The 26,747-nt window shown below is 51.6% G+C and carries 23 protein-coding genes; 20 read left to right on the top strand and 3 right to left on the bottom strand.

Translation table 11 applies throughout. The annotated features are described in order from the left end of the window. The first annotated feature begins 4 nt into the window (after window positions 1–4). The 9 genes from O9H85_RS07290 (at window position 5) to O9H85_RS07250 (ending at window position 9,808) form a co-directional block, all read left to right on the top strand. Window positions 5–619, top strand: coding sequence for an undecaprenyl-diphosphatase (locus O9H85_RS07290; protein ID WP_269880650.1), 615 nt, complete (start codon window positions 5–7; stop codon window positions 617–619). Window positions 620–913: 294 nt separating this feature from the next. Beyond that, window positions 914–2,059 carry an MGDG synthase family glycosyltransferase gene (locus O9H85_RS07285; RefSeq protein WP_269880648.1) on the top strand — a complete coding sequence of 382 codons (1,146 nt, stop codon included), beginning with the start codon at window positions 914–916 and terminating at the stop codon, window positions 2,057–2,059. Between the two features lie 70 nt (window positions 2,060–2,129). Next, a complete protein-coding gene (locus tag O9H85_RS07280) occupies window positions 2,130–3,305 on the top strand; it encodes an MFS transporter (RefSeq protein ID WP_269880647.1) in 1,176 nt (391 codons plus the stop codon). Between the two features lie 27 nt (window positions 3,306–3,332). Then, complete coding sequence (locus O9H85_RS07275) at window positions 3,333–4,694, top strand: polysaccharide deacetylase family protein (RefSeq protein ID WP_269880646.1); 1,362 nt, start codon at window positions 3,333–3,335, stop codon at window positions 4,692–4,694. A gap of 174 nt (window positions 4,695–4,868) precedes the next feature. Further along, on the top strand, window positions 4,869–5,795 hold the full coding sequence (locus O9H85_RS07270; RefSeq protein ID WP_269880645.1) for a hypothetical protein: 927 nt from the start codon (window positions 4,869–4,871) through the stop codon (window positions 5,793–5,795). A 380-nt stretch (window positions 5,796–6,175) separates the two neighbouring features. Further along, a complete protein-coding gene (locus O9H85_RS07265; RefSeq protein WP_269880644.1) occupies window positions 6,176–6,913 on the top strand; it encodes an ABC transporter ATP-binding protein in 738 nt (245 codons plus the stop codon). Next, a complete protein-coding gene (locus O9H85_RS07260; protein ID WP_269880643.1) occupies window positions 6,906–7,649 on the top strand; it encodes an ABC transporter permease subunit in 744 nt (247 codons plus the stop codon). Before O9H85_RS07265 ends, O9H85_RS07260 begins: the two co-directional genes overlap by 8 nt. Window positions 7,650–7,666: 17 nt before the next feature. Beyond that, window positions 7,667–9,106 (top strand): sensor histidine kinase, encoded by a 1,440-nt coding sequence (locus tag O9H85_RS07255; RefSeq protein WP_269880642.1) that lies wholly within the window; start codon window positions 7,667–7,669, stop codon window positions 9,104–9,106. Between the two features lie 15 nt (window positions 9,107–9,121). Continuing rightward, window positions 9,122–9,808 carry a response regulator transcription factor gene (locus tag O9H85_RS07250; RefSeq protein ID WP_269880640.1) on the top strand — a complete coding sequence of 229 codons (687 nt, stop codon included), beginning with the start codon at window positions 9,122–9,124 and terminating at the stop codon, window positions 9,806–9,808. A 152-nt stretch (window positions 9,809–9,960) separates the two neighbouring features. Here O9H85_RS07250 and O9H85_RS07245 read toward each other — a convergent pair whose 3' ends face one another. After that, on the bottom strand, window positions 9,961–10,530 hold the full coding sequence (locus O9H85_RS07245; RefSeq protein WP_269880639.1) for a TetR/AcrR family transcriptional regulator: 570 nt from the start codon (window positions 10,528–10,530) through the stop codon (window positions 9,961–9,963). A 182-nt stretch (window positions 10,531–10,712) separates the two neighbouring features. Between O9H85_RS07245 and O9H85_RS07240 the strand changes: the two genes are divergently transcribed. The 4 genes from O9H85_RS07240 to O9H85_RS07225 all read left to right on the top strand — a co-directional run bounded on the left by O9H85_RS07240 (window position 10,713) and on the right by O9H85_RS07225 (window position 16,451). Continuing rightward, window positions 10,713–12,389, top strand: coding sequence for an MFS transporter (locus tag O9H85_RS07240; RefSeq protein WP_269880638.1), 1,677 nt, complete (start codon window positions 10,713–10,715; stop codon window positions 12,387–12,389). Between the two features lie 911 nt (window positions 12,390–13,300). Next, window positions 13,301–14,602, top strand: coding sequence for an ABC transporter substrate-binding protein (locus O9H85_RS07235; RefSeq protein WP_269880637.1), 1,302 nt, complete (start codon window positions 13,301–13,303; stop codon window positions 14,600–14,602). Window positions 14,603–14,661: 59 nt separating this feature from the next. After that, the gene (locus tag O9H85_RS07230; RefSeq protein ID WP_269880636.1) at window positions 14,662–15,561 is read left to right on the top strand and encodes a carbohydrate ABC transporter permease; all 900 of its coding nucleotides are present in this window, start codon (window positions 14,662–14,664) and stop codon (window positions 15,559–15,561) included. Between the two features lie 8 nt (window positions 15,562–15,569). Beyond that, window positions 15,570–16,451: a carbohydrate ABC transporter permease gene (locus tag O9H85_RS07225; RefSeq protein WP_269880635.1), complete on the top strand. Its 882-nt coding sequence runs from the start codon at window positions 15,570–15,572 to the stop codon at window positions 16,449–16,451. A 531-nt stretch (window positions 16,452–16,982) separates the two neighbouring features. Here the strand turns inward: O9H85_RS07225 and O9H85_RS07220 are convergent. Then, entirely contained in the window at window positions 16,983–17,270 is a 288-nt protein-coding gene (locus O9H85_RS07220) for a hypothetical protein (protein WP_269880634.1), read from the bottom strand. Window positions 17,271–17,488: 218 nt separating this feature from the next. On the opposite strand from O9H85_RS07220, the gene O9H85_RS07215 reads away from it, so the two are divergent. Beyond that, window positions 17,489–18,946: a catalase gene (locus O9H85_RS07215; protein ID WP_269880633.1), complete on the top strand. Its 1,458-nt coding sequence runs from the start codon at window positions 17,489–17,491 to the stop codon at window positions 18,944–18,946. Between the two features lie 49 nt (window positions 18,947–18,995). Then, window positions 18,996–19,436 carry a Dps family protein gene (locus tag O9H85_RS07210; protein ID WP_269880941.1) on the top strand — a complete coding sequence of 147 codons (441 nt, stop codon included), beginning with the start codon at window positions 18,996–18,998 and terminating at the stop codon, window positions 19,434–19,436. Window positions 19,437–19,530: 94 nt separating this feature from the next. On the opposite strand, the gene O9H85_RS07205 is transcribed toward O9H85_RS07210, so the two are convergent. Continuing rightward, window positions 19,531–20,553 (bottom strand): HoxN/HupN/NixA family nickel/cobalt transporter, encoded by a 1,023-nt coding sequence (locus O9H85_RS07205; protein WP_269880632.1) that lies wholly within the window; start codon window positions 20,551–20,553, stop codon window positions 19,531–19,533. A 139-nt stretch (window positions 20,554–20,692) separates the two neighbouring features. Here O9H85_RS07205 and nikR point away from each other — a divergent pair, with 139 nt between their 5' ends. From nikR to aspA, 5 genes are all read left to right on the top strand, one after another. Beyond that, window positions 20,693–21,175, top strand: coding sequence for a nickel-responsive transcriptional regulator NikR (nikR, locus tag O9H85_RS07200; RefSeq protein WP_409348115.1), 483 nt, complete (start codon window positions 20,693–20,695; stop codon window positions 21,173–21,175). A gap of 201 nt (window positions 21,176–21,376) precedes the next feature. Then, a complete protein-coding gene (locus tag O9H85_RS07195; protein ID WP_269880630.1) occupies window positions 21,377–22,681 on the top strand; it encodes a sensor histidine kinase in 1,305 nt (434 codons plus the stop codon). Between the two features lie 4 nt (window positions 22,682–22,685). Further along, the gene (locus tag O9H85_RS07190) at window positions 22,686–23,624 is read left to right on the top strand and encodes a response regulator (RefSeq protein ID WP_269880629.1); all 939 of its coding nucleotides are present in this window, start codon (window positions 22,686–22,688) and stop codon (window positions 23,622–23,624) included. Between the two features lie 153 nt (window positions 23,625–23,777). After that, complete coding sequence (locus O9H85_RS07185; protein ID WP_269880628.1) at window positions 23,778–25,067, top strand: cation:dicarboxylate symporter family transporter; 1,290 nt, start codon at window positions 23,778–23,780, stop codon at window positions 25,065–25,067. Then, a complete protein-coding gene (gene aspA, locus O9H85_RS07180) occupies window positions 25,064–26,503 on the top strand; it encodes an aspartate ammonia-lyase (protein WP_269880627.1) in 1,440 nt (479 codons plus the stop codon). Before O9H85_RS07185 ends, aspA begins: the two co-directional genes overlap by 4 nt. The last annotated feature ends 244 nt before the right edge of the window (window positions 26,504–26,747 follow it).

Here is a 26,747-nt window from a genome sequence, read left to right as displayed (position 1 = left end):
TGCAATGTCTTTCGTACAATGGGATTACTGGCTCTTTGAATGGATTAACCGGGGGGGAAGCACCTTTGCTTTCCTGAACCCGGTCATGCGGTTTCTGGCGGAAGATGCCGAGTATATATTTTATCTGGGCATGTTGGTTTACTGGTTCACAAGGCAGCAGCAGCTGCGCAGAGTGGTCGCCGAGGCGCTGGTCTCCGCTTGTCTCGCACTCGGGATCAGCGGCGTCATCGGATCGTTCTTTTACCGGGACCGTCCGTTCGTTACACACCATGTATTGCAGCTGATTAAGCATGCGGCTAATGCTTCTTTCCCGAGCGACCATGCTATCGGCGGCTTCGTCATTGCTACGACGATTTATTTTTTTCGACGCAGTGCGGGAAGGCTATGGCTGCTTCTCGCCGCGCTGATCGCTTTCTCCCGGGTTTGGACCGGCGTGCATTACCCGTCGGACGTGATCGCGGGGGCAATGATCGGAGCTCTGACGGCCGCCCTCGTACATCTGGCGTTTACGCATTTCAAGCCGGCCGATCGGGCGCTGCGGGGCATTCTGGCTTGGTATGATTCGTTGGAGGTCAAAGTGTGGGCGAAGAAGCCTAAGGGTCAGAGCCTGAACCGGTAAATGAAAAGACAAACCTTACAGACCACGTGCTGATGCCGTGGTCTTTTTCCTCTGCAGGAATAACGTATTCCGGCCCTTAGCAGATGCTTTGCCTCGGGTTTTTTCGGGTTGCTTCACAAATTAAGAAAAGTTTAACATTTAATTCATAGTCGCTTTATTTTTCAGCGGTATGATTAAACCAGCTTGTGTTAGGTAATCCATTAGAATAATGGAATACCACATATTTGATGAAAAGGAAGAATGGTTTTACGATACTTGCTTATGATAAATAATGCAGGAAGGGGGACCTTACCAATGAGACGAAATTCACGGATATTGATTCTTACATCCAGCTACGGGGACGGACATTTGCAAGCAGCACGTTCGCTGAAGCAAGCGTTTCACATGCAGGGAACGGATGAGGTTCTGATCATGGATCTCATGAAGGAAGCACATCCGGTGCTGAATAAAATATCCACAACGATTTATATTACCAGCATGCTTACCTCTCAGTTCGGGTTTGATTATTACGGGTGGAGCTACTATATGACCCGGAACACCAAGACGCATCTCGGTCTGGGGCGATTCTTCAACAACTTGGGTAAGAAGAAGCTGAAGGAAGCGGTTGAACGGGTGCGTCCGGATGCGATTATCAGTACGTTCCCCTATGGCGCCGTACCGGAGCTCTGCGCTCAGATCGGCATTCCGGCCTATACGGTAGTTACGGATTTTACATTGCATTCCAGGTGGGTTCATCCGAATATAAATAAGTATTATGTGGCTACCGAGGACTTGAAGGAGGAGCTCATGTCCATCGGCTTCGCCGGTCCGCAAATCGAGGTCAGCGGCATTCCTATACGCCAGGCCTTCGATCATGCCGCTCCGGCGAATACGAACAAATTCCGCGGTGTCCTGAGTCCAGAGCGGCGAACGATTCTGATCTTGGCCGGCTCGTACGGCGTACTCGGGAATGTGGATGAGATGATAGATTCGCTTCAAAATGTTCCGGACACCCAGCTGGTTGTCGTATGCGGCCGAAATGAAAAGCTGGAGCGAAAGCTGAGGAGCAAATTCGGGGGCAGGCCCCATTGTCATATATTCGGCTTTGTCGAGGATATTCATGAGTTAATGGCCGCTTCGAGCTGCATCGTCACGAAGGCCGGCGGATTGACCTTATCCGAAGCGCTTTCGTTGAAGGTGCCTATTTTTATATATAAACCGTTTGCCGGGCAGGAGAAGGAGAATGCGAACTTCCTCGCCAGGAAGGGTGCCGCGCTCATCTCGCACCAGATGGAGGAGCTGTCCGGCCAAATTCGGCAGCTGCTTGCCGACGGAGCCGGTTACGGAGAGCTTATGCAGCGAATGTCTCAGCTGCAGAGGAAATCGGCGGCCGAATACATCATTCAAGATATGCTTGGAAGTATGAGGCAAACCGCCCCACTGACGGGATTGCAGCATTAAACCGGACGGAATAGGGGATAACATGACAAGAAACAAAATAAACGCTTCGGCTGAGGAGGATCGAACTTCGATGGAGGCAATAAGCAAGCCGGCCGCAGCTCCGCATATGCTAAGGTATGGTTTCGTTTTATTCCTGGTCGAATTTGTCCGGGGAGCCTTTCTTGTATCCTTCCTGCCGACCTATGCCGTCAACGCCCTCGGCATTTCGGTGGCAACCGTCGGGGTCGCCGTTTCCGTCCACTATATCACCGATACGCTGATCAAATGCTGCGCCGGATATTTATTGGATCGGTTCTCCTTGCGGTTAATCGTGCAAACGGGACTGCTCATCTCGTTCGCTGGCCTATTGCTTATGCCTTATGCATATCATCTAGGGATATTGATCGGGGCGGCAGCCTTGTTCGGGGTCGGCATATCGCCGATTTGGCTAGTCTGCTTAAGCAAGGTGAAGCCGGAAAACCGAGCGGCCAACATGGGGCTGCTGTATACCTGCTGGTTAAGCGGGATCGGCGCAGGGCCCGTTATCATCAATTTCGTGATTGACAAGAGCTACACCTTATCGTTTCGGATTATGATCGGGCTATGGATCGCGGCATGGTTCATGTCCCTGTTCATATCGAACGTAAGGGAATCGGCGCCCGCGGCGATACCGTTGCGTAAGCAGATATCGCTGCTGTGGGAACGGCTGACGACGATGAAACCTTTGCTTCCCGGAATGATTCTCCAAACGGCGGCAGCCGGGATGCTCGTTCCGGTTCTGCCCGGGTTCGCGTCCAAATATTTGGGGCTGCCGTATTCGCAATATTCCTACGTATTGATGGCAGGAGGCGCCTTTACCGTGCTGTTCCTGGTCCCCATGGGCAAGCTGGCGGACCGCTTCGGCCGCAAGTGGTTCCTTATTATCGGTTTTGCCGCGTTCGCCATGACCTTGTACGGATTGACGCTAGCTTACACGCTATGGCAAGCTATACTTATCGCAGCTGTGCTCGGCTTCTCCTATTCTGCCGTTCTGCCAGCCTGGAATGCCCTCCTGGCGCAGTATGTCCCCGAGAATCAGCAGGGCATGGGGTGGGGGCTATTCTCCAGCGTGGAAGGCATCGGCGTAATGATCGGGCCGGTACTTGGGGGCTGGATCGCCGCTCTGCTGAACGAGAGGGTAGTGCTTTGGGTGAGTGCGGCGCTGCTCGCCTTGCTTGCGATTTACTATTTGCTCGTGTTCCCGGGCAAGAAGCGGGAGCTTGCATGACATTCGCTTGGTCTGAGGAGGAGGAGCATGGACAGTGCATTCTTGTACATTCTCGGTATCATGTGCATTTATACGATTATTCCTACCTTCGTAGTCCGGTTGTTCGGCGTCGGTGTGTATAAAAGAGGGACGGCCGGCCGCGGGATTGCGCTGACTTTCGATGACGGACCCGATCCGCAGTATACGCCGCTGCTATTGGATATGCTTCGCAGGAAGCAGATCCGGGCCACCTTCTTCGTGCTGGGCTCCAAGGCGGAGCGGTACCCGGAGCTGATTCGGCGGATGCACGAGGAGGGGCACCTGGTCGGCGTACATAACTACGTGCATTGGGCGAACGCCCTGATGACGCCGAAGAAGGTTAGAGCACAGCTGGATTACTCCGTTCAAGTCATTGAGCGCATTATCGGAGAACGGCCGATTTATTACCGGCCGCCTTGGGGCATCATTAATTTATTCGACTTCTTGCTGCTCAAGCAGTTTCGGATGATTCTGTGGTCGATTATCGTAGGGGACTGGCGCAGCTCCGGGGGGAAGCACAAAATTAAACGGCGGCTCCTCTCCAGGCTGAAGGACGGTGCCGTCATCCTGCTTCACGACAGCGGGGAAACGTTCGGAGCCAATGAGGATGCCCCGACCTACATGCTGGAAGCATTGGATGAGTTTATCGGCGAAGCGCTCAGCCGCGGCTACGACTTCCTGCGCATCGACGAACGGATGTCGTTGGATCAGCGGACGGAGCTGGTGAAGATGAGCCTTAGAAAACGGGCGATCGTCTCGCTGTGGTTTCGTTGGGACCGGATCATCTATGCTGCACTGCGCATCCAACCTATCGATCCCGGCAATCCGTTGTTTTATTATCGGGTATGCACCTATCATGGAGAGGCGATGGAGCTGACGGACGGAGAGCAGCTTCGGAAGGGCGACCGGATTCTGGAGCTGCATTTCAATAACCAGAGGCTGTTTGCCATGGCGGCCGGATCCCGATCGATGGTCCATCTGGCAGTCCAAATGATCCACTCCGTCAAAGAAATGCTGCCGCAAATTAACGAAAAGGTGTGCGACGAGTCGCCGCAGCAGGAGATCAAAGCCGTGTACGGCATTACGATGATCCACCGCGGCGCCGATCAGCTCGGTTTCACACTGAAAAGCCTGCCGAAGGGCTGGTTTGCAATAGCGACGAAGATATATCTGAGAACCCTTCTCAGAATCATTCATCCCGAAGGCAAGTCTCGGGCCAGGAGCAAGCCGGAGGCTCTTACGCCCAAAATGCTGGCGATCTCGGTCCGCGAGCTGAATAAGCGTTACCCGGCCGGAGGCTCGGTCGTAGACAGCGTCCCGGTCCAGCCGGCGTTCCCTCTCCGCTCCGTTCTCGCGGAAAGCCCGAAATGACCCGTCTCTCTGAAGCCCTTGCCCGTTGTCTTACTGACGGTCAGGGGCTGTTTCGTTTGAAAGGGCAAGGGTGCCAAACAAAGTTAAGAATTATTTAATAGACAATTCACCATGATTTTATGTCTGAAGGGTAATATGAGAATGCAAGTATCTCTTACCCAGAGGAGGAAACATATGAAGAAGAAATGGTTGATGGTAGGCAGCGCAGTAGGAATCAGCAGCGTGGTTATGGTGACCACCGGCCTTTCCGCGATGGCCAGCACGTCCGGCTATGACGCTTACAAATCCGCATTCAAAAATACGAAAACCGTTCAAAATGTAAGCGTCCAGGCTGAGGCGGTCGTGCAGGACAACGGAAGCACCCTCACCGACGCGAACGGCAGCTTCAAGGTCAGCCTGCAGAACCGTACGGCCAGCGGCACGGTGAAAGTGTCCGGCAGCGGAGCCGAGCAATCCCTCGATGTGTTCAAGCAGGCGGGGCAAACCGTCCTGAAGCCGGGCCAGGGGGACGTCTACTACGTTAAGCAGGAGCGCGATAAGAAAGACGCAAACAAGCTGAAGAAAGAACAAAAGAACGAGCAGGACTTCTCGCCGCAGATTGAAACGGTCGTTGACGCTCTAGTCGGCAATCTGAAGGATTATGTAACGGTAGACAGCAAGGCGGACGGTTCGAAACAGGTTTCTGTGGAGCTGACGAACTCGCAAATTCCGGCGGTCGTCAATGCGATTGCACCGATTGCGATCAAAGAAGCGACAAGTGGGCATAAGCACCTTAGCGAGAACAAGACTGATCCAAAAGCGCCTCAAAGACTTGGCTTCGACGAACATAACTTCCTGGCTTCGGCACCGAAGCTGACGCAGGACATCAAGATCGAGAAGGTAGCCGTGAAAGCGGACATCAACGCTTCCAATTACATCGATCACCAGCAGGCGGACATTACCGTCTCGGGTAAAGACGACACCGGTGCCGCTCATACGCTGACGCTGCATCTGAATGCCGATCTGACCGGCTTCAACAGCACTACGCCGGACACGGTTGACCTTACAGGCAAGCAAGTGCAGCAGCTGAAGCAAGGCCGTCAAGAAAGAGAAAGCAAGTAAACGGATAGGACAGCAGGTAAGGCAAAGCGGTTTTGCTTTACCTGCTGTATTTCTTTAGTTGATAAGAATTTATAAGATTTCGTAGCTTATAGCTTCGCATCAACCTTGGTAAACACGCCGGTCCTTGTAAGACAAGGACGGCGTAGCGGTTTATCCCGGGTTGATAAGAATTTATAAGATTTCGTAGCTTATAGCTTCGCATCAACCTTGGTAAATACGCCGGTCCTTGTAAGACAAGGACGGCGTAGCGGTTTATCCTGGGTTGATAAGAATTTATAAGATTTCGTAGCTTATAGCTTCGCATCAACCTTGGTAAACGCGCCGGTCCTTGTAAGACAAGGACGGCGTAGCCGTTTATTCTAGGAGGGGGGCCGCACGGGATGAACCCAATTGTATCGATTCAAGGACTTTCCAAGCAGTACCGGAACCAAAGAGGAATCCGCGATATTCGTCTGGAGATCGGCGCCGGAGACATCTATGGGTTACTCGGACCGAATGGGGCCGGGAAGACGACGATTTTGAAGCTGATGACCGGACTCATCCGGCCGGACCAAGGGACCGTGTCGCTATTCGGATCCGATATCCGCGAGCAGTTCGAGCTAGGGATGCGGCGCGTCGGCTGCATGATCGAATCCGCCGATTTCCATGATTTTCTCAATGCGTCCCAATATTTGACCTGCGTGGCCCGCTATTATCCGCACATCACCAAGAAGCGAATGGACGAAGTGCTGGAGAGTGTCGGCTTGTACGCCGTGCGAAAAGACAAGATTAAAAATTATTCCACAGGCATGAAGCAGAAGCTAGCGCTTGCCGCCGCGATCCTGCCGGAGCCGGAGCTCGTCATCCTCGATGAGCCGACGAACGGCCTGGACATCGAAGGCACCGTCATGTTCCGCAGCCTGGTCCAACGCTGCTCGGAGGAGCTTGGAACCACCTTTATCATTTCGAGCCACATGATTCATGAGCTGGAGCAGCTTTGCAATCGGGTAGGGGTCATTTTTGAAGGCAAACTGCGGACGGAAGGGCGCGTAACGGAGCTGCTGAAGCACAATCAATCGCTTGAACAGTTTTACATTCAGGAGCTGCAGCAGGCAAGGGAGGCGGCGCATAGTGCTTAGCTTCAAAGCTGGACTGTTAAATGAAATGCATTTGCTGGTCTATCGGAGAAAAACAGTCGTATTCTTCGCTCTATCGACGCTGATTCCGATCCTGCTGGCTTTATCGCTGCATTCGCTGCAGCCCTATCTCGGACTCATCGGCGTAAGCCGGTCGTTTCCTATCGATATGCTTGGGCTCTATACGATGGTCTGGATTCCGTTATTCATTTTCCTGACCGCGGCGGATTTGTTTCCTCACGAAATATCGGCGAGAACGCTGAAGCTGTCGCTTCTTAGACCGAGCACCCGGTTCGGCGTATTCGCGGCGAAGTCTGCGGCGCTTGCTATCGCCATCGCTGCGCTGCTTTTCGTTCTGGGAACGGTCACGGTCATCTGCAGCCTGTTTCTGGGTGCGGGTGGAAGCTTCCAGATCATGGATATGATCAAAACGTACCTGGCCTCGTTCCTCTCCATGACGGCCTTGGCGGCGTTGTTCGTCTTTGTCGCCCAGTTCTTCGGAAGCGCAAGCGGCGCGCTGGCTTTCTCGGTCGGACTGTACGCCGCGGCGAAGCTCGCGCCGTTCTTTCTCCGCTCGGCTGCGGCCTTCTCGCCGGCTTCTTATACGGATTGGCACCTGCTGTGGATCAGCAGCTCCGTATCCGCAGGCAAGCTCGTCACGGCAACCCTTTTTCTGATTTCGAGCAGCATCTTGTTTTTTTCGCTCGGGTATTTTATGTTTAATCGAAAAGAAGTTTAAGCATCGGAGAGATGTGCATGTCAATACGTCGAAAGCTGCTGTTATCCTATGCCGCGATGCTGGTCGTGCCGCTCGTGCTCATCATGCTGATCTCGGCCCTGCTGGCCGTCGTCTTCCGCGGCGATCTGCAAAACATACGCAACGACTATAAGTCTCAGGTATACCCGCTGGACGATCATCGGATCGATCGACTGAGCAAGGAGATCAAACGAACGGCCCAAACCAATCCTGCGCTGCTGGGGGATACAGGGTACCTGGACGACGTCAGCCATGAGCTGGAGCTTAGCGGCTCGGGGCTTGTCATCCGGAAGGATGGGGCCGACACGTATGCATCCGCGTCGGTGAACGCGGCGGAGCTGCTGGAGGCGCTGCCCTCTTTCGAACGCGGCAGTTATAAGGAGCAGGATCATACCTTTCGGTACAAGCAGCAGCTGTATTCCGTGGATCCGATCTTCTTCACGTATCCCGATAAGCATCCCGGGACTATTCTTGTAGTGAACAAAATCAACCCGTTCGCGGATTTTGCACTTAAATTTTTCCCCATGCTGTTCATCTCCATGATTGTTGTTCTCGTCCTTACGCATACGGTATTGACGTATTTGATGTCCAAGAGCATCATCCGGCCGCTATTGCTTTTGAAAAGGGCGGTCACGCGGATCAAGACGGGAGATCTCGACTCCAGCGTCCAGGTGACGGGCAAGGACGAGATCGGGCAGCTGGGCTTTGCTTTTGAAGAAATGCGCAAGCAGCTTCAGGAATACGAGCACAACCGGAAAGAACTGATATCGAACATCTCGCATGATCTCAAGACGCCTCTGACCGCGATCCGGGGCTATGTCGACGGGATCGAAGACGGCATCGCCGATACGCCGGAGAAAATCGGCAAATATATCCGGACGATCTCTTCCAAGGCGGAAGAGATGGACCATTTGATCGACGAATTGTTCCTCTATTCCAAGTTGGATCTGAAGCGGCTTCCTTTTCAGTTCGAGACCGTGCCGTTCCGGGCCTTCCTGCAGGATTGGGCGGAGGAGCTGCAGTTCGATCTGGAGAAGCGGGGCATAGGGTTCCACTTGGATATCCAATCGCAGCAAACAACACAAGTGGCCATCGACAGGGATAAGCTGAAAAGGGTATTTTCCAACATCGTGGACAATTGTGTAAAATATATGGATAAAGCGGAGCCCGTTATCCGCTTAAAGGGCTACGAGACGGCGAACTCGGTCATCGTGGAGCTCGCGGACAACGGCCAAGGCATCGATGCGGACGCGGTTCCGCATATCTTCGAGCGATTCTACCGCGCCGAGCAATCGAGGAACACGCACACGGGCGGGAGCGGCCTGGGGCTAGCAATCGCCAAGCAGATCATGGACGGCCACGGAGGCGCCATTCAGGCGCAAAGCGTGAAAGGGGTAGGAACGCGCATCGCGATTTCCCTGCCCATCAAGTACAATTAGAGACGGTGATGATCGATGAGCAGCATTCTAATAATCGAAGACGAGCAGGTCATAGCCGAGCTGGAGAGGGACTACCTGGTAACAAACGGCTACCAGGTCGATATTGCTTCGGACGGCGAGAGAGGACTGGAGATGGGGCTCCAGGGCGAATACGATCTCATCATTTTGGATCTGATGCTCCCGCACGTGAGCGGGTTTGACATCTGCCGGCAAATTCGGGAGAAGCGCGATATTCCGATTCTTATGGTCACCGCCAAGAAAGAGGATATCGACATTATCCGCGGTCTCGGGCTGGGAGCTGACGATTATATTACGAAGCCTTTCAAGCCGCTGGAGTTGGTGGCAAGGGTCAAAGCGCACTTGGCCCGGTACGAGAGGCTCATGACAAGCAAGGAATCCAAGGACATTGTCGCTATCCGTGGACTTACGCTCGATCATGACGCGCGGACGGTTCATGTGGACGGCAAGGAAGTCATTCTGACGAACAGGGAATTCGATTTATTGTATTATTTGGCGACGAACCCGAACCGGGTATTCAGCAAGGACCATCTGTTTGAAAAATTGTGGGGCTGGGATTCAGTCGGAGATACCCAGACGGTGACCGTTCACATTCGCAAGCTGCGGGAAAAAATCGAGACGGACCCGGCGAAGCCGGCCTATATCGAGACCATTTGGGGAGCGGGTTACCGTTTGAGGCAATAAGTAAATATTTATACTCCATTAACGTGTAAATTTTCTTTCCAAAAGTATTGGCCGATTCCAATGACAACTTAGTTGCCTTTACTCAGTAAATAACCCTCTGGGAATCAGAGGGTTAATTTATTTTATTGGTGTTTCACGGAAGACACCCAAATTTAGTCCAGCTGCTTCTTGATCAGCGTCCGGACGGCGTTTAACAAATACTCGCGACGGAAGTCGGATTTATTCACGTAACCGATCATCATGGCACCACTGTACATCATCCTAAGCTGCACGGACAGCTCGTTCGGATCCTTTGCGCCCGCCCGCTCTGCAATTTGCGTGACTCGGTCCCACTGCTGCTGGCGCAGCTCGGCGGACTTGCGGTGACCGGGATGATCGCTGTCGGGAAATTCCACGGAAGTATTCATAAACGGGCAGCCGCGAAAATCCGGGTCATCCAATCGGTTCGCCAAGCTTTCGAATAAGAACAGAAGCTGATCGGCAGGCGAATCAGGATATCGGCGCTCCGCTTCATCGATTCTGGCCATGCTGATGCTGTGCCGCTGCTCCAGGTAAGCGACGACAAGGTCGTCTTTAGTTGCGAAATTACGGTAGAAGCTGGCTTTCGCCACACCCGATTCGAGAATAATCCGGTCGATGCCGACCGCCCGCACCCCTTCCCGGTAAAACAAGTCCGTCGCCACGCGCAGAATACGTTCTTTCGCCGATTCCTTCTTTTCCAAATCGATCATCCCATTCCATATTTGTGTAAAATAATCGTTGACATGAGACAGATCTGTCTGTATCATATTCGCATATAAGGAGACAGAACTGTCTCCCCCATTTTATATAATTTTCCCTTCCGGTGTCAATCGGCCCGCCAGGCCGTCGGTAGAAACCGAGGGGAACAAGGAGAAGGTGGAGTATGGCACTAACTGCAAAATCTGTACCGCTCGGCCCGCGGGCCGCAGCAGAGGAACCGCGCCGGAGGCCCGGGGTAATGCTAGCCGTCATGATGCTGTCGGTGTTTATGGCGGTGGCGAATAATTTTATCGTCAATGTGGCCACGCCCGCCATTCAGCGGGGGCTTCAGTCCAGCTTTTCCGGCGTTCAATTCGTTATCACCGGCTATACGCTGGCTTACGCCGTAGCCCTTATCATCGGAGGCCGCTTCGGTGACAGGTTCGGTCGGAAAAAGATGCTGCTGCTCGGGGTAGCCGGCTTTACCTTGGCTTCGCTGTTCTGCGGCTTGGCGCCCGGTGTGGAGTTCCTTGTGATGGCCCGTATTCTTCAGGGTCTAAGCGCCGCATTGATTACCCCGCAGGTGCTGTCGCTCATACAGGTGAACTATCCTCCGGAAAAGCGCGGCGCTGTCTTCGGGATGTACGGAGCGACTCAGGGAATCGCGGCCTCCAGCGGACAAATGATCGGAGGCCTGCTCTTGCGCATCGATCCGTGGGGACTTGACTGGAGAACCGTATTTTTCTTCAGCGTGCCGATCGGCATCGTCATCCTGGCTCTGATTCCGCTGATCGGGGAGTCGAAACAGTCCGCCGGCTCCAAGCTCGATTGGTTCGGCGCCGTGCTGGTCGCTGCCGGATTATTACTTCTAGTCTACCCTCTAGTACAGGGGCAAAAAGACGGTTGGCCGATTTCCCTTATTGTCAGCTTAATCCTGGCGCTTCCCGCCCTCGCCACCTTCGTCTGGTTTGAAAAAGGGTTGATCCGCCGAAGCCGCGAACCCTTCATGAACGTGGATCTGTTCCGGCAGCGGGTATTCAGTTTGGGGATGCTGATCGTGTTCCTGCTTTTATGCGCGCAGGCTGCTTTCTTCCTTGTGACCGCCTATCTGCTGCAGATCGGTCTAGGCTTTACGGCACTCAAGGCGGGGACCGTTATTTTGCCGATGGGAATCGGTTATTTCCTTGCTTCGCTGTGGTCTTCCAAAGCCGTCTCCAGATTCGGACCTCATGTTCTGACGATCGGCTCCATTTTGACTTTTCTCGGCTATTTATCGCTCGCACTCTTCGCTCATCTTACGGGAACGTCTCTGATCGGCTACGAATGGCTGCCTGTCCTGGCTGTGCTCGGTTTCGGCCAAGGCTTAATCGCTTCCCCGTTAACTAACATCGTGTTGGCCAAAATCCGCAAGGACGATATCGGTTCCGCTTCCGGTATCCTGACGACCGGCATGCAGGTCGCTTACGCTATTGGAATCGCCGTTATCGGCGTGATCTGGCTGAACGCCTTGAATTATCATGCGGACACGGTAAGCCGTGAAGTCGGGCTGCAGCTTCGTCAAAGCTTGCCGTCAAATACAGTCACTATGGGGCAAAACGATGCATTAATTCAGGCGTTTCAAACGTGTTACCCGGTTCTTGTACGCGAGAACGACCCGGCCTCCGTAGAGCCGGAATGTCGCCCGGCCTCGTTCCTAGCTCCGGCGAAGCAACTGTATGAGAACAGCGTACGGCAAGCCAATGCTCAAAACTACATGGATTCCTATATCCTCTGCCTCTATGTTCTTGCGGCCATCAGCGCTTGTATTTTCCCTCTCGTTCTGGCTTTGGCGAGGAGCGGAAAAAAGCGGCCTCAGCCATAGGGATTTCTAATAATATAACGCAAGAGACAGCCCCCTTTCACCGGGGCCTCTCGAGCGTTTTGGTGTATGAGTGCATTATCCTAGACGGATCCAAGCTGGACCGGCGTACTTCTCGGTACCTTGTTCCATCCGTTCGGCGGATATGGATAACGGCTGGAGGCCTATGTGGGGATATTCGTGGGAGGGCATGTATTCTCTCCGCTAGCTATCGTTATTGACTTGATCTTCATTTTGATAATCATAATCATCACAAGACGTTTGTTTTCGGCCGGTGTTTAGGAATTTTAACGGCAGGCCGGTAATATAAAAGATTTTTGTACGGATGTGGTTCTGAGGTTATCTAGATGATAAGATCAAGCGTGCGGCGAGTTAGCCTGCACGCTTCTTATCATTTAAGGGGACAGACGAGGGAACGAATTTTTGATTTGAAGAGCTAAAGAACTATGTTTAAAAATAAAACCTAAGCTTGGTCGTTAAACAACATTTCCACTTAGAATTATCAAGATTACTAAAGCGTATAAGGCCAACATGAATAGAGTCATCCTTTTTAGAGTGTCATAAATTTGAAGTTGATCTTTTTTTACTTCTATGGCAAAATTAGGAATGTAAGTGAAATGTACGCGCGTACATAAGTGCTTCGCAAACGAATGAATCGCTTCATCACCGCTTTCCAAAATGTACGCACGTACATTTCCGAAAAATTCGAATACATAATTAAATGATTAGTGATTAGTGTTAGAAAAAGGAAAGGTGGGTGGGGAAACTCAAAAAAGTCAACAATAAATGGTAATATGACTTAGTCGGAGAAATTTGACAGAAACATTCGACATTTTTTGTAAGCGGTTACTTTCCTTTAGTAAGCGGTTTTTAACTAGTTTAATTAAAAATTTTAAAGGATGGTGTAGTCCTTTATGCGCAAACAAATTGCTTCTTCTTTTTTGATTGGTTTTCTCGGTTTAGCCGCCATGTTATCTGGATGCTCTTCCACAACGGCAACTAATCAATCGGCAGATAGTGCTAAGGGGAAAAGTAGTGCTACTAAAGAAATTACCGTTTGGAGTTTTACTGATGAAGCTAAGTATGCTATTCAGAAGTTTCAAGAAAAATACCCTGATACTAAAGTGAATTTTGTTTATATTGCGGGAGATCAATACCAGACCAAATTGAATTCTGCACTCCAAACCGGGGCACAGGCACCGGACGTTTTTGCGATGGAGAATGGATTTGTACGTAAATTTATTGATAACCCGGCTTTAACGGATTTAGCACAATTTAATGCGAAAGATCTTATTACTAAGCAGTATCCTTACATTCAAGCGACCGAAAAAGATTCTAAAGGCAATATCAAAGCGATTGGATATCAGGGTACACCTGGCGGATTTTATTATCGTCGAGATCTTGCTAAACAATATATAGGCACAGATGATCCAGATAAAGTGAGTGAGGCCATTTCGTCTTGGGATAAGGTAATGCAGCTCGGACAAAAAGTGGCACAAGAAAGTAATGGAAAGATCCATGCATTTGCGCACTGGAATGCTATTATGTCGGTAAATAATGGAAGTGTGAAAGAGCCATGGGTTAAGGATGGAAAATTAATCATCGATCAAGCTCGTTTAAACGGTTTGGATGTGGGCAAAAAAGCGTATGATACCAATATCGCTGCAAAACTAGAGTCCGGTAGTCCTGCAGAGTATGCTACCATGCAAAACGGTGAAGTCATGTTTTATCCTGGCCCTACTTGGTATTTGCAGTATGTATTAAAGAAAAATGCTCCTAAAACTTCAGGGCAATGGGGATTGGCTCATGGGCCGGGTGCCTTCTATGGAGGAGGAACATTCTACGGTATTTATAACAAAAGCAAAAATCAAGATGCAGCGTGGAAATTTATCAATTTCTACTCCTTCGACCAGGATTTCTTAAAGCAATTGGGTAAAGAGCAGACCTATTTCACAAGTAATAAAGAGGTAAATACAGCATTAGCGCCTGAAGTAAAGGATGACTTCATAGGCGGCCAAAAGTATTTCGAGTTCTTTAATGTTGAAGGGGATAAGGTTCCAAGTGTGACCAGATCCAAATATGATGGCGACATTGACACCATCTTCGGAAAAGATGTACTGCTCTACATGAAGGGTGACATTAAAACAAGAGATGAGCTGATCGTTAGATTTAAAAAGGATGTTAAGCATGACTTCCCAGAGTTGAACGTAGACTAAAATTTATTTTGGCAGACCCGGGTAAAACCGGGTCTGCCTTTAAAGGTGGTGTGCTGATTATGTTTTCTAATCCAATTCGAAAAGACAATTATGGATATTTATTTATTGCTCCATTCTTAATTCTCTTTCTGATGTTTCACATTTATCCAATCCTTTACTCTTTTTATTTAAGCTTTACAAATAGTGACGGCATGAATCCCCCTGAATTTATTGGTACTGCTAATTATACACGTGCATTAATGGATTCTGTATTTTACCAATCCTTATTCAATACCTTTATGATTTGGATTCCATCCGTGATTCCGCAGTTGACGGTTAGCCTAGTTTTGGCGGTTATATTAAATGAGAAATTCCTTAAAGGGAAAGATTTTTTTCGGGGTATCTTTTTCTTTCCAAATATCGTTACAGCAGCTTCAATAGGTCTATTGGTCAGTCTGATGTTTGATTGGCAATCGGGAAGCGTAAACCACATGCTTACGAGCTTCGGCCTTATAAAAGATCCGGTAGACTGGAAGAACAACCCGGTTTTTATGAGATTTTTAATTTCAATCATTTTATTTTTCCAATATTTTGGTTATTCCATGCTTCTTTATATTGCCGGGCTGCAGGGAGTTTCTTCCGACTATTCCGAAGCGGCTCAGATTGATGGTGCAAATAAGACACAAATCTTCTTTAGAATCACCATTCCTTTGCTTAAACCGATTATTATATTCCAAATCATTACTTCCCTCATTGGAGGGGTTCAAATCTTTGACCAGCCTTATACGCTAACTAATGGTGCCGGTGGACCCGACAATGCTACGCTAACCAGTGTAATGTATTTATATGTTACCGCTTTCAAACAAAATAAATTCGGTTATGGGGCATCAATAGCATTCTGCTTGTTTATAATCATTATCATCCTTTCCATCATTTCATTCCGTCTTACAAATGGAAAAATTAAAGAAGATTCGAGGTGAAAAGAGGTATGTACGCTTCTGTAAAAGAAAGCAAACTGAAAATTGCATTACAATATCAAAAACATAATTCTAAGCATTTGTTTAGCCATTTTTTGATTTATTTTTTTTTAATATCATTAGCTCTTTTATGCATAATCCCTTTTTACTTGATGTTAATTTACTCCACTCATAGTAATGATGAAATCGCAGCAAAATTTATCTATTTGCCAGGCACTTCTTTGATCGATAATTTTGTAAGAATGATGAAGAACGTCAATATTGGGCGAGGCTTCATAAACAGTATAATTATCTCGGTTTCCTCTACTTTCTTGAACTTGTATTTCGGTGCATTAACAGGCTATGGCTTTTCAAAATTTAATTTCAAAGGTAACAAGAAAATATTTACTTTTCTTCTAGCCACAATGATGGTTCCTGGTCAATTATCCTTAATCGGAAGCTATCGTTGGATGAATACCTTAGGTTTATTGGATTCGTATGCTGCTATCATATTGCCTGCGGCTTCAAGTGCGTTTACTGTTTTTTTCCTTAAGCAATTTATCGACAGTAGTATACCAAACGAAATTTTGGAATCGGGGCGAATGGACGGCGCAGGTGAATTTAGGATGTACAATAGGATTATACTGCCAATGCTTTTGCCAGCCCTATCGGCATTGGGAATATTCTCTTTCATCGGTTCATGGAACAATTTTATGGGCCCATTAGTTCTGTTATTTTCCGAAGACAAATTTCCGCTGCCAGTAATAGTATCTCTAGTTCAGAGTTATTATGGCACGGATTACGGGCTTCTTTATTTGGGCGTTACTCTGTCTGTTGTTCCAATCATCATCGTATTTTCAATTTTCTCCAAAAAAATTATGGGCGGCGTTGCGATCGGTTCTGTTAAAGGTTAATGAACTTTGAAATGCTTACACGAGAATTGTATCGAAAGCGAAAACTTGAATTCTGAAAAAAACAGGCACCGCTAACCATAACGGTGCCCGTTTCTTTTATCGGGTAGACCCTCGTACCGAGTGAGTTCAAAGCGAAAGCTGCGGCGCGACTTGCTGATTTGGGCGCCAACCTGTGGCAACATTTCATGGTAAGGACGAGACGTGTTTTGGCACCCCTTATCGCTGTGAACGAATCAGTCCAGTATTGTCACTTTATTTTCAAATACCGGGGGAGGCGCTTCCGTCGAGCTGGAGGAAAGTATAACGTCGTTTCGTTGGAAAAGCACGTGCGGGTCCGTAAATACATCATAGGAGCACCTTGGCTTTATAGCTTAGAGGTGCGGGCATGCTTATGCTTTATCCCGTTGGAGAGCATGTAAACCGCAGGCAGCGCCTCGACGAAAAGATCGAATGTAGGCCATGTGGCTTGAATGAATTTGTGCAGATCGCTAGTGCTATCCGATAGATGCAAGGACAATGCCAGTTGTATCATCATCGGGGGAGAACGTAAGCGGCTTGTGATCTTTCAGCTTCAGGAGCCTGGTGGGCGATCAGAACGACCGTATAAAGCAGAACGCAGGCTTTAATGAACATGCTGGTCGCCCAAATGGATACGATAAACGGGTCGCACGTCATAACAGAGGAGGTCCTCCAACCGCTGGGGCTGCCCACTGAAACCAGCCGAACCGATCGGCGGACGTCTCCGCCGACGGGCAGGTCCCGCTGTTCGGAGCAGGCGGGATCGGTTGTGACGGGTTCTCCCGCTGCTTCGTGAACCATTTCATGCGCATCTTCTCCAAGCTGGACAATTTTAGACTTTATGTTCCCAATAGATGGGGCTTCTTATTCATGGATGGCTCCGTTGGATGCCGACTCCAATCTTCATGGGATCTTCATTTAACCCTCATGCAACCTTCATGTAGAGGTAAGAAACGGTATGGTAAGATCAATTCATAAATTATATTAAGTCTAAAACTAAATCAGGAGTTGATCACGCCATGAATGAACATTTAACGACGAACCAGGGCGCTCCCGTAGCAGACAACCAACATTCGCGAACGGCGGGGAGCCGCGGCCCGACGCTGCTCGAGGACTATCATCTGCTGGAGAAGCTGGCTCACTTCGACCGCGAACGCATTCCGGAGAGGGTCGTTCATGCCCGCGGCGCAGGCGTACACGGCGTCTTCCGGACAGAGGCCAGCATGAAGGACTACACCCGGGCGCATTTTCTGCAGGAGCCCGGTCTTGAAACGCCTGTCTTCGTTCGCTTCTCGACGGTGATCCATGGAGCCGGCTCGCCGGAGACGGCCCGCGATCCGCGCGGCTTTGCGGTGAAATTTTATACGCAGGAAGGCAATTACGACATCGTCGGCAACCATCTGCCCGTCTTCTTTATCCGCGATGCGATCAAATTCCCCGATATGGTGCATTCCTTGAAGCCGGCGCCGGATACGAACATACAGGAGCCTTCCCGTTACTGGGATTTCATGACGCTGTCGCCGGAATCGATGCATATGCTTACCTGGCTGTTCTCGGACAACGGGACCCCGGCGAATTACCGTCAAATGGACGGCTTCAGCGTTCACGCCTTCAAGTGGGTCAATGCCGAGGGCCAGGTCACCTACGTGAAATATCATTGGAAGTCGCTTCAAGGTGTTGTCAACTTCTCGGCTGAGGAAGTCGCCGCGGTTCAGGGAGTCGATTTCAATCACGCAACCAAGGATCTTCATGAGCATATCCGGAAAGGCAAGTTCCCGCAGTGGGAGCTGTACGTTCAAATGCTGCCGCTCGGTGACCTGGACCGGTTGAGCTTCGATCCGCTCGATGCGACCAAGCTCTGGCCGGAGGACCGTTATCCGCTGATGCTTGTCGGCACGATGATCCTGAACCGCAATCCGGATAATTTCTTCGCTGAGGTCGAGCAATCCGCGTTCTCGCCAAGCTCCTTGGTGCCCGGGATCGAGCCTTCCGAAGACAAGCTGCTGCAGGGCCGGCTGTTCTCTTATCCGGATACGCAGCGTTACCGGCTCGGAGCGAACTATTTGCAGCTTCCGATCAACTGCCCATACGCTCCGGTACGAAATCATCAGCGGGACGGCGCCATGGCTATGAAGCAGGACCCGTCGCCGGTCAATTACGAGCCGAACAGCCAAACGGAGAGCGGGAAGGAAGCGCCTGAATACCGGGAATCAAGCGATGAGCTGACGGGATCGGCCGGACGTCACGCCCCCGAGAAGACCGATGATTTCACGCAAGCCGGCGAGCGGTACCGCACTTACACAGGCGAAGAGAAGGATCATTTGATTCGCAATTTGGTCCGGGACCTGTCCCAAACGAACGAGCGGATTCAGCTCCGTGCCGTATGCAATTTCTTCCGCGCCGACGCGGAATACGGCTCAAGAGTCGCAGCAGGACTTGGTATTGATATAAGGGCATATGTGCCTGCATCCGAATAATCAAATCATAGCGTAACTAAGGAGGAGATCGAGAATGAATGCATCGACAATGAAGACTTCACTGCACGACATTTTAAATCGCCAAATTGCCAATTGGTCCGTCCTGTATATGAAGCTGCATCATTATCATTGGTATGTGAAGGGCGAGCCGTTCTTCACGCTTCATATGAAGTTCGAAGAGCTCTACACCGAGGCGTCGCTCCACGTGGATGCGCTGGCGGAACGACTGCTGGCGCTGGGAGGTAAGCCGGTGGCTACCCTGAGCGGCGTCCTCGAAGAAGCCTCCGTAAGTGATGCAAGCGGCGGCGAATCGGCTCAACAAATGGTCGGGACGATCGTGAGCGATTTCGTACGGCTGACCGCCGAGCTTAAGGCCGGGATGCAGGCGGCTGCGGCAGCGCAGGATGAGACGACGGGGGATTTGCTGCTCGGCATTCATGCGGGTCTGGAGAAGCATGTATGGATGCTGAACGCTTTCCTTGGCAAGTGAACAAAAGAAAGCCCCGCAGGACGATAAACGCGTCCTTGCGGGGCTTTCCACTTTGAATAAGGCTTCCTATGCGGCTCGGCGTATGGCTTCCGCATTACATCACATTGTAGCGCTCTTCCACCTTCCATACCTTCCAAACCGTCACCGATATAATCCAGGCCGCCAGGAATAATCCGACAAGCGCAAACCCGAGGCTTCCGAAATCCAAGTGTTGAACCCATTGGAAAAATCCGTTCTGCAGCTGCAACCGCTCGCTCAGCACCTGGAGCAGCTCCACAACTCCGATGAGCAGCGCCGCAACGACCGATATAGCCGTGACGGTGACGTTGTAATAAATTTTGCGCAGCGGGGTGGAGAAGGCCCAACGGTACGCCTTCGTCATGAACATGCCGTCGGCCGTGTCCATCAGGCTCATGCCGGCGGCGAACAGAAGCGGAAGGGACAGGATGCCGAAGACGGAGATCGAGTTCTTGGCCGCGCCGGCCGAAATCGCGAGCAGCCCGACTTCGGTTGCCGTATCGAAGCCGAGGCCGAACAAGAAGCCTAGCGGATATACATGCCAGCTTCGGCTGATGAACTTGAGCAGCGGCGATATCATGCGGGCGATCAAGCCTCTCGAATTCAGAAGCGTCTCGAGCTCGTCGCTATGGAAGGCTCCGGACTTCAGCTTGCGGAAAAGCTGGTACAATTGGATCAGCACCATCAAATTGATGATCCCGATGATGACAAGAAAACTGCCGGATACGGTAGCTCCGATCACACCGCCGATTTCCTGGAGCTGAGGCATCTTGTTCTGAACCCATTGAACGGAAAGCGCGACCGCGAGCACCATCAGGAACACGACCGAAGAGTGACCCAGAGAGAAATAAAAGCCTACGCCCAGCGGATTCCGCTTCTGCTGGACCAACTTGCGCACCGTGTTGTCGATGGCCGCAATATGATCGACATCGAAAGCGTGTCTCAGCCCCAGCGAATAAGCCAGGATGCCGAGTCCCCAGAACGCCGGATTGCCCGGGGCGGCCATGATCAATCCCGCTAAACCTGCGACATGCAATACGATAACGAAGCCTGCATAGCCGATCCAGGATGATCTGGTGTTCCATAATTCCTTCCACATGACGACTCTTCCTCCTTGAACCGAACCGAACCAAATTGAACCGTTCCGTGTGTCCATTTTATGATACCATCGTGTTATTCATTAGTAAATACGTAACACGATTTTTGCCCGGATGCATCCTTTAACCGCCTGTGCTACAATGGGGTCAAACAGGCATTCCTTCCCCGAGGTGACAGGTTTGGACAAAGACACATTATCCCGATTCGGCGTCTCGATGCCGGAGGAGCTGGTCAAGCAGTTCGATCAGTATATCGCCGATCAAGGCTATACGAACCGGTCCGAGGCCATACGCGATTTGGTCCGCAAGGCGATGCTGGATCCCGGCCGGCTCAAATCCGAGCAAACGGTGGCGGGTACCATCGTTATGGTGTACGACCATCATGTCAGCGATTTGCCCTTAACCTTAATGGAGCTTCAGCATAATTATCATCATCATATCAACTCGACGATGCACGTCCATCTCAATCATGATCAATGTCTGGAAATCATTGTCGTTCGAGGCATTCTGAGCCGGTTAAGAGAGCTTCATCAGAAAATCCAGGTGCAGAAGGGCGTACTGTACGCGGAACTATCCGTGACTTACGTCGATGAGCATGGAAGCGAGCATCCGCATGACCATTAGAAAGAAGCCGCAATCCCGGTTGAACGGGCCGCGGCTTTTTTGGCCGCAGCTTCCGATGAACGCGGTTGACCGGAGGAAGTGAAGCAAGGATTCTTACTCCAGGCCCGGGCCACTGTGATTGACCTTTGTTCAATATTGCTCATTGATATCAAGAGTGGTAAACTCGTTGGAGTGGCGAAGCTTACAGGAAAGGAACCTGATATGAAGCGCTTACCCGCTTTCCTGTCCATGCGGACCAATGCCTTGCTGTTTAGTTTCATGCTTGTAGCGGTCCCTTTGGCGGGAGAGGTGAAATTTTACCCGTTCCCGGTCGATTTCCGCATGAGTCTCGGGACGCCGGTATTTTTCTTCTTCCTGCTGCTGCTGGACAAGATCCATCCCATCGGGTCGGGTCTCGCCACAGGCTTGTGCGTGACCTTGTATCGGGCTGGTCTTGAAACAAGCTTCTCGGCCGGCGTCGATTGGTCCTCGGCGCTGTCGCACCATGGCCCGGCATTTATGTATTACTTCGTCTACGCCATATTGTTCTCGGTTCTACGGATCCCTCATATGCATGACAAACCGCTGCTGATCGGCGGTCTGGCCGTACTTGCGGAGCTCGGGGCAAGCTTTGCGGAAATATCCTTCCGAACCGATCCGAGGGCCGTTCTTTTCTCTTCCTCGTACTGGGTGGAAGTGGCGGTCATCGCGGTTATCCGAAGCTTTTTCGTGCTTGGATTCTATAATCTGATTCTGCTGTATCAGGTCAAATGGGCGGAGACGGAGCAAAGGCGTCGCAATGAGCAAATGCTAATGCTCGTCAGCAGCTTATATCAGGATTCCGTTCATCTACGAAAAACGCTCCGGAATGCGGAACGCATTACGGAGGCATGCTACGAGCTGTACCGCGAGCTCAAGAACGAGGCGGCCGACCCGAAGCTGGCGGACTGGTCTTCCCGGATGCTGCGGATTGCCGGACAGGTGCACGATATCAAGAAGGATAATCAGCGCATCGCGGCGGGCTTATCCAAGCTGATCTCGGATGAAAAGCTGGGGGAGTATATGGGCATCAGCGAGCTGGGAGCCATTATGATTCAAGCGAACCGCAATTATGCCGAGGCGATTGGCAAGGAAGTGCAGCTCCGATTCGTTTCGGATACGGAAGTGTCCGTTCCGATGTATGCCGTGCTGTCCATCCTGAACAACTTGGTGGCGAATGCCATTGAAGCGATCCCGAAGTCCGGCACGGTGACCGTTGAAGCCGTGCAAGACGGGGAAAGCCTCGTGCTTCGAACGAGGGACGACGGACCCGGCATCGCCGCCAAGTATGCGGATGTCATTTTTGACCCGGGCTTTACGACGAAATACGATAACTCGGGACAGCCTTCCACCGGCATCGGTCTTTCCTATGTGGAGCAGATCGCCGGAGAGCTCGGTGGCTCGATATCCGTGGAACCGGGGCCTGGCGGGAAAGGGGCGGTCTTCACCGTCGTTTTGCCTGCCGCGGGACTGAAGGAAAGGAAGTGAAGGGATGCGTTTCTTCGTAGCGGATGACGATCGGGCGATTCGGCGCATGCTTTCGGACTTGATTGAAGATGAAGAGCTGGGCACGCTGGCAGGTACCGCGGACGACGGCGATCGGATCGACAGCGATCTGTTGAACGTACAGAAGGTGGACATCTTGATGATCGACCTGCTCATGCCCGTTCGCGACGGGATCGAAACGGTCCGTAGTCTGGGCGGCGCTTTCCCGGGCAAGATTATCATGCTTTCTCAGGTCGAGTCCAAAGAGATGATCGCTGAAGCTTATGCGCTTGGAGTGGAATACTACATTACGAAGCCGATTAACCGGCTGGAGGTGCTATCGGTCATCCGCAAGGTGATCGAGCGGCTCAAGATGGAACGGTCGATCGACAACATCCGCAAGTCGTTAAGCGGGCTTATGGGCGAGACGGAGGGGCTGAAGCAGCCTGCCGCGCCGCCGGTGCCTGCGATCCGGGAGGGCATTAAGGCCGCCGGGCGGGTTCATCTGAGTCAGCTGGGAATGATCGGGGAGCCGGGGAGCCGCGATCTGCTGGATATGCTGCAGGCGGCCGCCGAGATGGAAAGGGAGGCGCCGTTCGGTCTCGATTTTCCGCTTCTGAAGGATATTTCGGAGCGCGCCGCTGCGGCGAGACTCGGCCCGGCCGCGGAACCGGCCGCCCTTCAGAAGGAAGTGAAGGCGTCGGAGCAGCGGGTCCGAAGAGCGATTCTTCAAGCGTTAACCCACCTTGCTTCCCTTGGTCTGACGGATTACAATCATCCGGTGTTCGAAACGTATGCGTCCCGCTTTTTCGATTTTGCAGAAGTGCGCAGGCGCATGCTGGAGCTGGAAGATCCGGGTAGCGCCGAAGGAGCCTCACCGCGGATCAATATCAAGAAATTCCTTCAAATGCTGTATTACGAATCGCGCCAGGGAAGGGCGCCATAACCGGCAGACCCGCCTCCGGGCCGCGACTTGTTCAATTTTTTAAATGCAGGCTTGTAGAATTCCGTAGTTTTCGTTAGTGTCCGGGTTATCCTCTAGAAACAGCAAATGCTTAGTACAATACTAAAGCGTTTTCATCTAGAGGAGTGATATCTTATGAAAAAAATGGGACTGGCCGTGCAGATCGTCATCGGACTTGTACTCGGGATCGCGCTTGGCGCGGCATTCTACGGCAATCCTGCCATTAGTACTTATCTTCAGCCTATCGGCGATGTATTTATGCGTCTGATTAAGATGATTGTCGTTCCTATCGTGATCTCCACGCTGATCGTCGGCGTCGCGGGCGTGGGAGATATCAAGAAGCTGGGCAAATTGGGCGGGAAGACGCTGCTCTATTTTGAAGTAGTTACGCTTATCGCCATTGTTGTCGGATTGCTGTTCGCGAATGTGATTCATCCTGGAACCGGCGTCAATATGGAACATCTCGTGAAATCCGACATTTCCAAATATGTGCAAACGTCGGAAACCGCGAAGAGCCAAGGCCTGCTGGATACGTTTGTGCATATCGTACCGACGAATATTTTCGAATCCATCATGAAAGGCGATATGCTGGCGATCATTTTCTTCTCCGTGTTGTTCGGCCTCGGAATTGCGGCAATCGGGGAGAAAGGGAAGCCGGTGCTGAGATTTTTCCAAGGCGTATCGGACGCCATGTTCTGGGTAACGAACCAGGTCATGAAATTCTCGCCGTTCGGCGTCTTCGCCCTGATCGGCGTGACGGTATCGAAGTTCGGTGTTAGCTCGCTTATTCCGCTCGGAAAGCTGATCTTGTCCGTATACGGCGCGATGCTCTTCTTCGTCATTATCGTGCTGGGCTTGATCGCGAAAATGGCCGGTACAAGTATTTTTAAGCTGATGAAAATATTAAAGGAAGAGCTGATCCTTGCCTTCTCCACGGCCAGCTCGGAATCCGTTCTGCCTAAAGTGATGGAGAAGATGGAGAAATTCGGGGTTCCGAAGTCGGTAGCGTCGTTCGTTATCCCGTCGGGCTATTCGTTCAATCTGGACGGCTCGACGTTGTATCAGGCGCTTGCCGCGCTGTTCATCGCCCAGATGTACGGAATTCATATGCCGATCGGCTCGCAAATTACGCTGATGCTGGTCCTGATGCTGACGTCCAAAGGGATTGCAGGCGTGCCCGGCGTTTCGTTCGTCGTGCTTCTGGCCACACTGGGTTCCGTAAACATTCCCGTCGAAGGGCTGATGTTCATCGTCGGCATCGACCGGATTCTGGATATGGCTCGTACGGCGGTCAACGTGCTCGGCAACTCGCTCGCAGCCGTCGTGATGTCGAAGTGGGAAGGAAACTACGATCCTGCCAAAGGTAAGCTGTATATTGAACACATTAATAATCATTCGGTCGACAAAGGAGCCGCAAGTGCATGAGCCAACAAGCAGAAGTTCAAAGTGAATTCCGGCTGGAGAAAGATTTTCTGGGGAGCAAAGAGATTCCGAAGGACGCCTATTACGGGATCCAGACGCTGCGTGCGGCAGAAAATTTCCCCATAACCGGGTACCGTATTCATTCGGAGCTGATCCGCGCACTTGCCATCGTGAAGAAATGCGCTGCCCGCGCCAATGTGGATACGCGGCAGCTGCCTCCGGAGCTGGGCGAGGCCATTGTCCAAGCCGCAGACGAAATCATCGAAGGACGCTGGCATGAGCAGTTCATCGTCGATCCGATCCAAGGCAGCGCCGGCACTTCCATCAATATGAATGCGAATGAGGTCATTGCGAACCGGGCGCTTGAGCTGATGGGAGGTCAGAAGGGCGATTACTTCTCGCTTAGTCCGAACACGCACGTCAATAAAGGCCAATCGACCAACGACGCCTTCCCGACGGCGATGCATATCGCGGCCCTGTCTTTGCTGGGCCAGCTGCTCACGACGCTCGACGAGCTGATCGGCGCGTTCCATGCGAAAGCGGTGGAATTCGACGCCGTGATCAAGATGGGACGCACCCACCTGCAAGATGCCGTTCCGATCCGGCTCGGCCAAGAGTTTGAAGCGTACGTCCGCGTTCTGAGACGCGACCGTGAACGGATCTCCAGAACGCGCGAGCATCTGTATGAAGTCAACATGGGCGCTACGGCGGTAGGCACCGGTCTCAACGCCGATCCCCGCTACATCGAGCGGGTGGTGCAGCTGCTTGCGGAAGAGAGCGGCTACCCGATCGTAGGCGCCGAGCATCTGGTGGACGCTACACAGAACACGGATGTGTATACGGAAGTCTCCGCGGCACTGAAGGTGTGCATGATGAACTGTTCCAAAATCGCCAACGACCTGCGCCTCATGGCCTCCGGTCCGCGTTCGGGCTTCGGCGAGATCAACCTGCCGTCGCGCCAGCCGGGCTCGTCCATCATGCCGGGCAAAGTGAACCCGGTGATGGCCGAAGTGATTAACCAGGTGGCGTTCCAGGTCATCGGCAACGATCATACGATCTGCCTCGCTTCCGAAGCGGGTCAGTTGGAGCTAAACGTAATGGAGCCCGTGCTCTTCTTCAACCTGCTTCAATCGCTCAGCATGATGAATCAGGCGTTCCAGGTATTCCGCAAGTATTGCGTGGAAGGCATCCAGGCTAATATCGACCGCTGCAAGCAATATGTGGACAACAGCGTCGGCATCATCACGGCACTCAACCCCCACCTGGGCTACGAGACAGCGGCACGGATCGCCCGCGAAGCGATCTTGTCCGGGCGTTCGGTGAGAGAGCTGTGCCTGGAGCATAACGTATTGTCCGAGGAAGAGCTCGATGTTATTCTTAACCCTTACGAGATGACGCATCCGGGTATCGCGGGCAAATCGCTGCTTGAGAACCAGTAAGAGGGGCAGCAAGAAGGTATAACATGGTAAAAATCCCCTTTAAGTAAACAAGTGCTTCATCCGAGCGCTAAAAGTTTACTTGAAGGGGTATTTTTATAGGCGAAATCAGAAAAAAAACAAGCAGGCGGCGTCCAACGCTCAGCCTGCTTGTTCTTGTTTAGTTGATAAGAATTTATAAGTTTTTCGCGGGCTTATAGCTTCGCATCAACCTTGATAAACGCGCTGGTCCTTGTAAGACAAGGAC

Source organism: Paenibacillus gyeongsangnamensis (assembly GCF_027533625.1).
Lineage (GTDB): Bacteria > Bacillota > Bacilli > Paenibacillales > NBRC-103111 > Paenibacillus_G > Paenibacillus_G gyeongsangnamensis.
Note: the sequence above shows the minus strand (reverse complement) of the source record. Positions and strands in the feature narration are given on the sequence as shown.

Coding starts and splice junctions, on each gene's coding strand:
- O9H85_RS07290 (WP_269880650.1), top strand. CDS start 5: ATGTCTTTCGTACAATGGGATTACTGGCTCTTTGAATGGATTAACCGG.
- O9H85_RS07285 (WP_269880648.1), top strand. CDS start 914: ATGAGACGAAATTCACGGATATTGATTCTTACATCCAGCTACGGGGAC.
- O9H85_RS07280 (WP_269880647.1), top strand. CDS start 2,130: ATGGAGGCAATAAGCAAGCCGGCCGCAGCTCCGCATATGCTAAGGTAT.
- O9H85_RS07275 (WP_269880646.1), top strand. CDS start 3,333: ATGGACAGTGCATTCTTGTACATTCTCGGTATCATGTGCATTTATACG.
- O9H85_RS07270 (WP_269880645.1), top strand. CDS start 4,869: ATGAAGAAGAAATGGTTGATGGTAGGCAGCGCAGTAGGAATCAGCAGC.
- O9H85_RS07265 (WP_269880644.1), top strand. CDS start 6,176: ATGAACCCAATTGTATCGATTCAAGGACTTTCCAAGCAGTACCGGAAC.
- O9H85_RS07255 (WP_269880642.1), top strand. CDS start 7,667: ATGTCAATACGTCGAAAGCTGCTGTTATCCTATGCCGCGATGCTGGTC.
- O9H85_RS07250 (WP_269880640.1), top strand. CDS start 9,122: ATGAGCAGCATTCTAATAATCGAAGACGAGCAGGTCATAGCCGAGCTG.
- O9H85_RS07240 (WP_269880638.1), top strand. CDS start 10,713: ATGGCACTAACTGCAAAATCTGTACCGCTCGGCCCGCGGGCCGCAGCA.
- O9H85_RS07235 (WP_269880637.1), top strand. CDS start 13,301: ATGCGCAAACAAATTGCTTCTTCTTTTTTGATTGGTTTTCTCGGTTTA.
- O9H85_RS07230 (WP_269880636.1), top strand. CDS start 14,662: ATGTTTTCTAATCCAATTCGAAAAGACAATTATGGATATTTATTTATT.
- O9H85_RS07225 (WP_269880635.1), top strand. CDS start 15,570: ATGTACGCTTCTGTAAAAGAAAGCAAACTGAAAATTGCATTACAATAT.
- O9H85_RS07220 (WP_269880634.1), bottom strand. CDS start 17,270: ATGGTTCACGAAGCAGCGGGAGAACCCGTCACAACCGATCCCGCCTGC.
- O9H85_RS07215 (WP_269880633.1), top strand. CDS start 17,489: ATGAATGAACATTTAACGACGAACCAGGGCGCTCCCGTAGCAGACAAC.
- O9H85_RS07210 (WP_269880941.1), top strand. CDS start 18,996: ATGAAGACTTCACTGCACGACATTTTAAATCGCCAAATTGCCAATTGG.
- O9H85_RS07205 (WP_269880632.1), bottom strand. CDS start 20,553: ATGTGGAAGGAATTATGGAACACCAGATCATCCTGGATCGGCTATGCA.
- nikR (WP_409348115.1), top strand. CDS start 20,693: ATGGGGTCAAACAGGCATTCCTTCCCCGAGGTGACAGGTTTGGACAAA.
- O9H85_RS07195 (WP_269880630.1), top strand. CDS start 21,377: ATGAAGCGCTTACCCGCTTTCCTGTCCATGCGGACCAATGCCTTGCTG.
- O9H85_RS07190 (WP_269880629.1), top strand. CDS start 22,686: ATGCGTTTCTTCGTAGCGGATGACGATCGGGCGATTCGGCGCATGCTT.
- O9H85_RS07185 (WP_269880628.1), top strand. CDS start 23,778: ATGAAAAAAATGGGACTGGCCGTGCAGATCGTCATCGGACTTGTACTC.
- aspA (WP_269880627.1), top strand. CDS start 25,064: ATGAGCCAACAAGCAGAAGTTCAAAGTGAATTCCGGCTGGAGAAAGAT.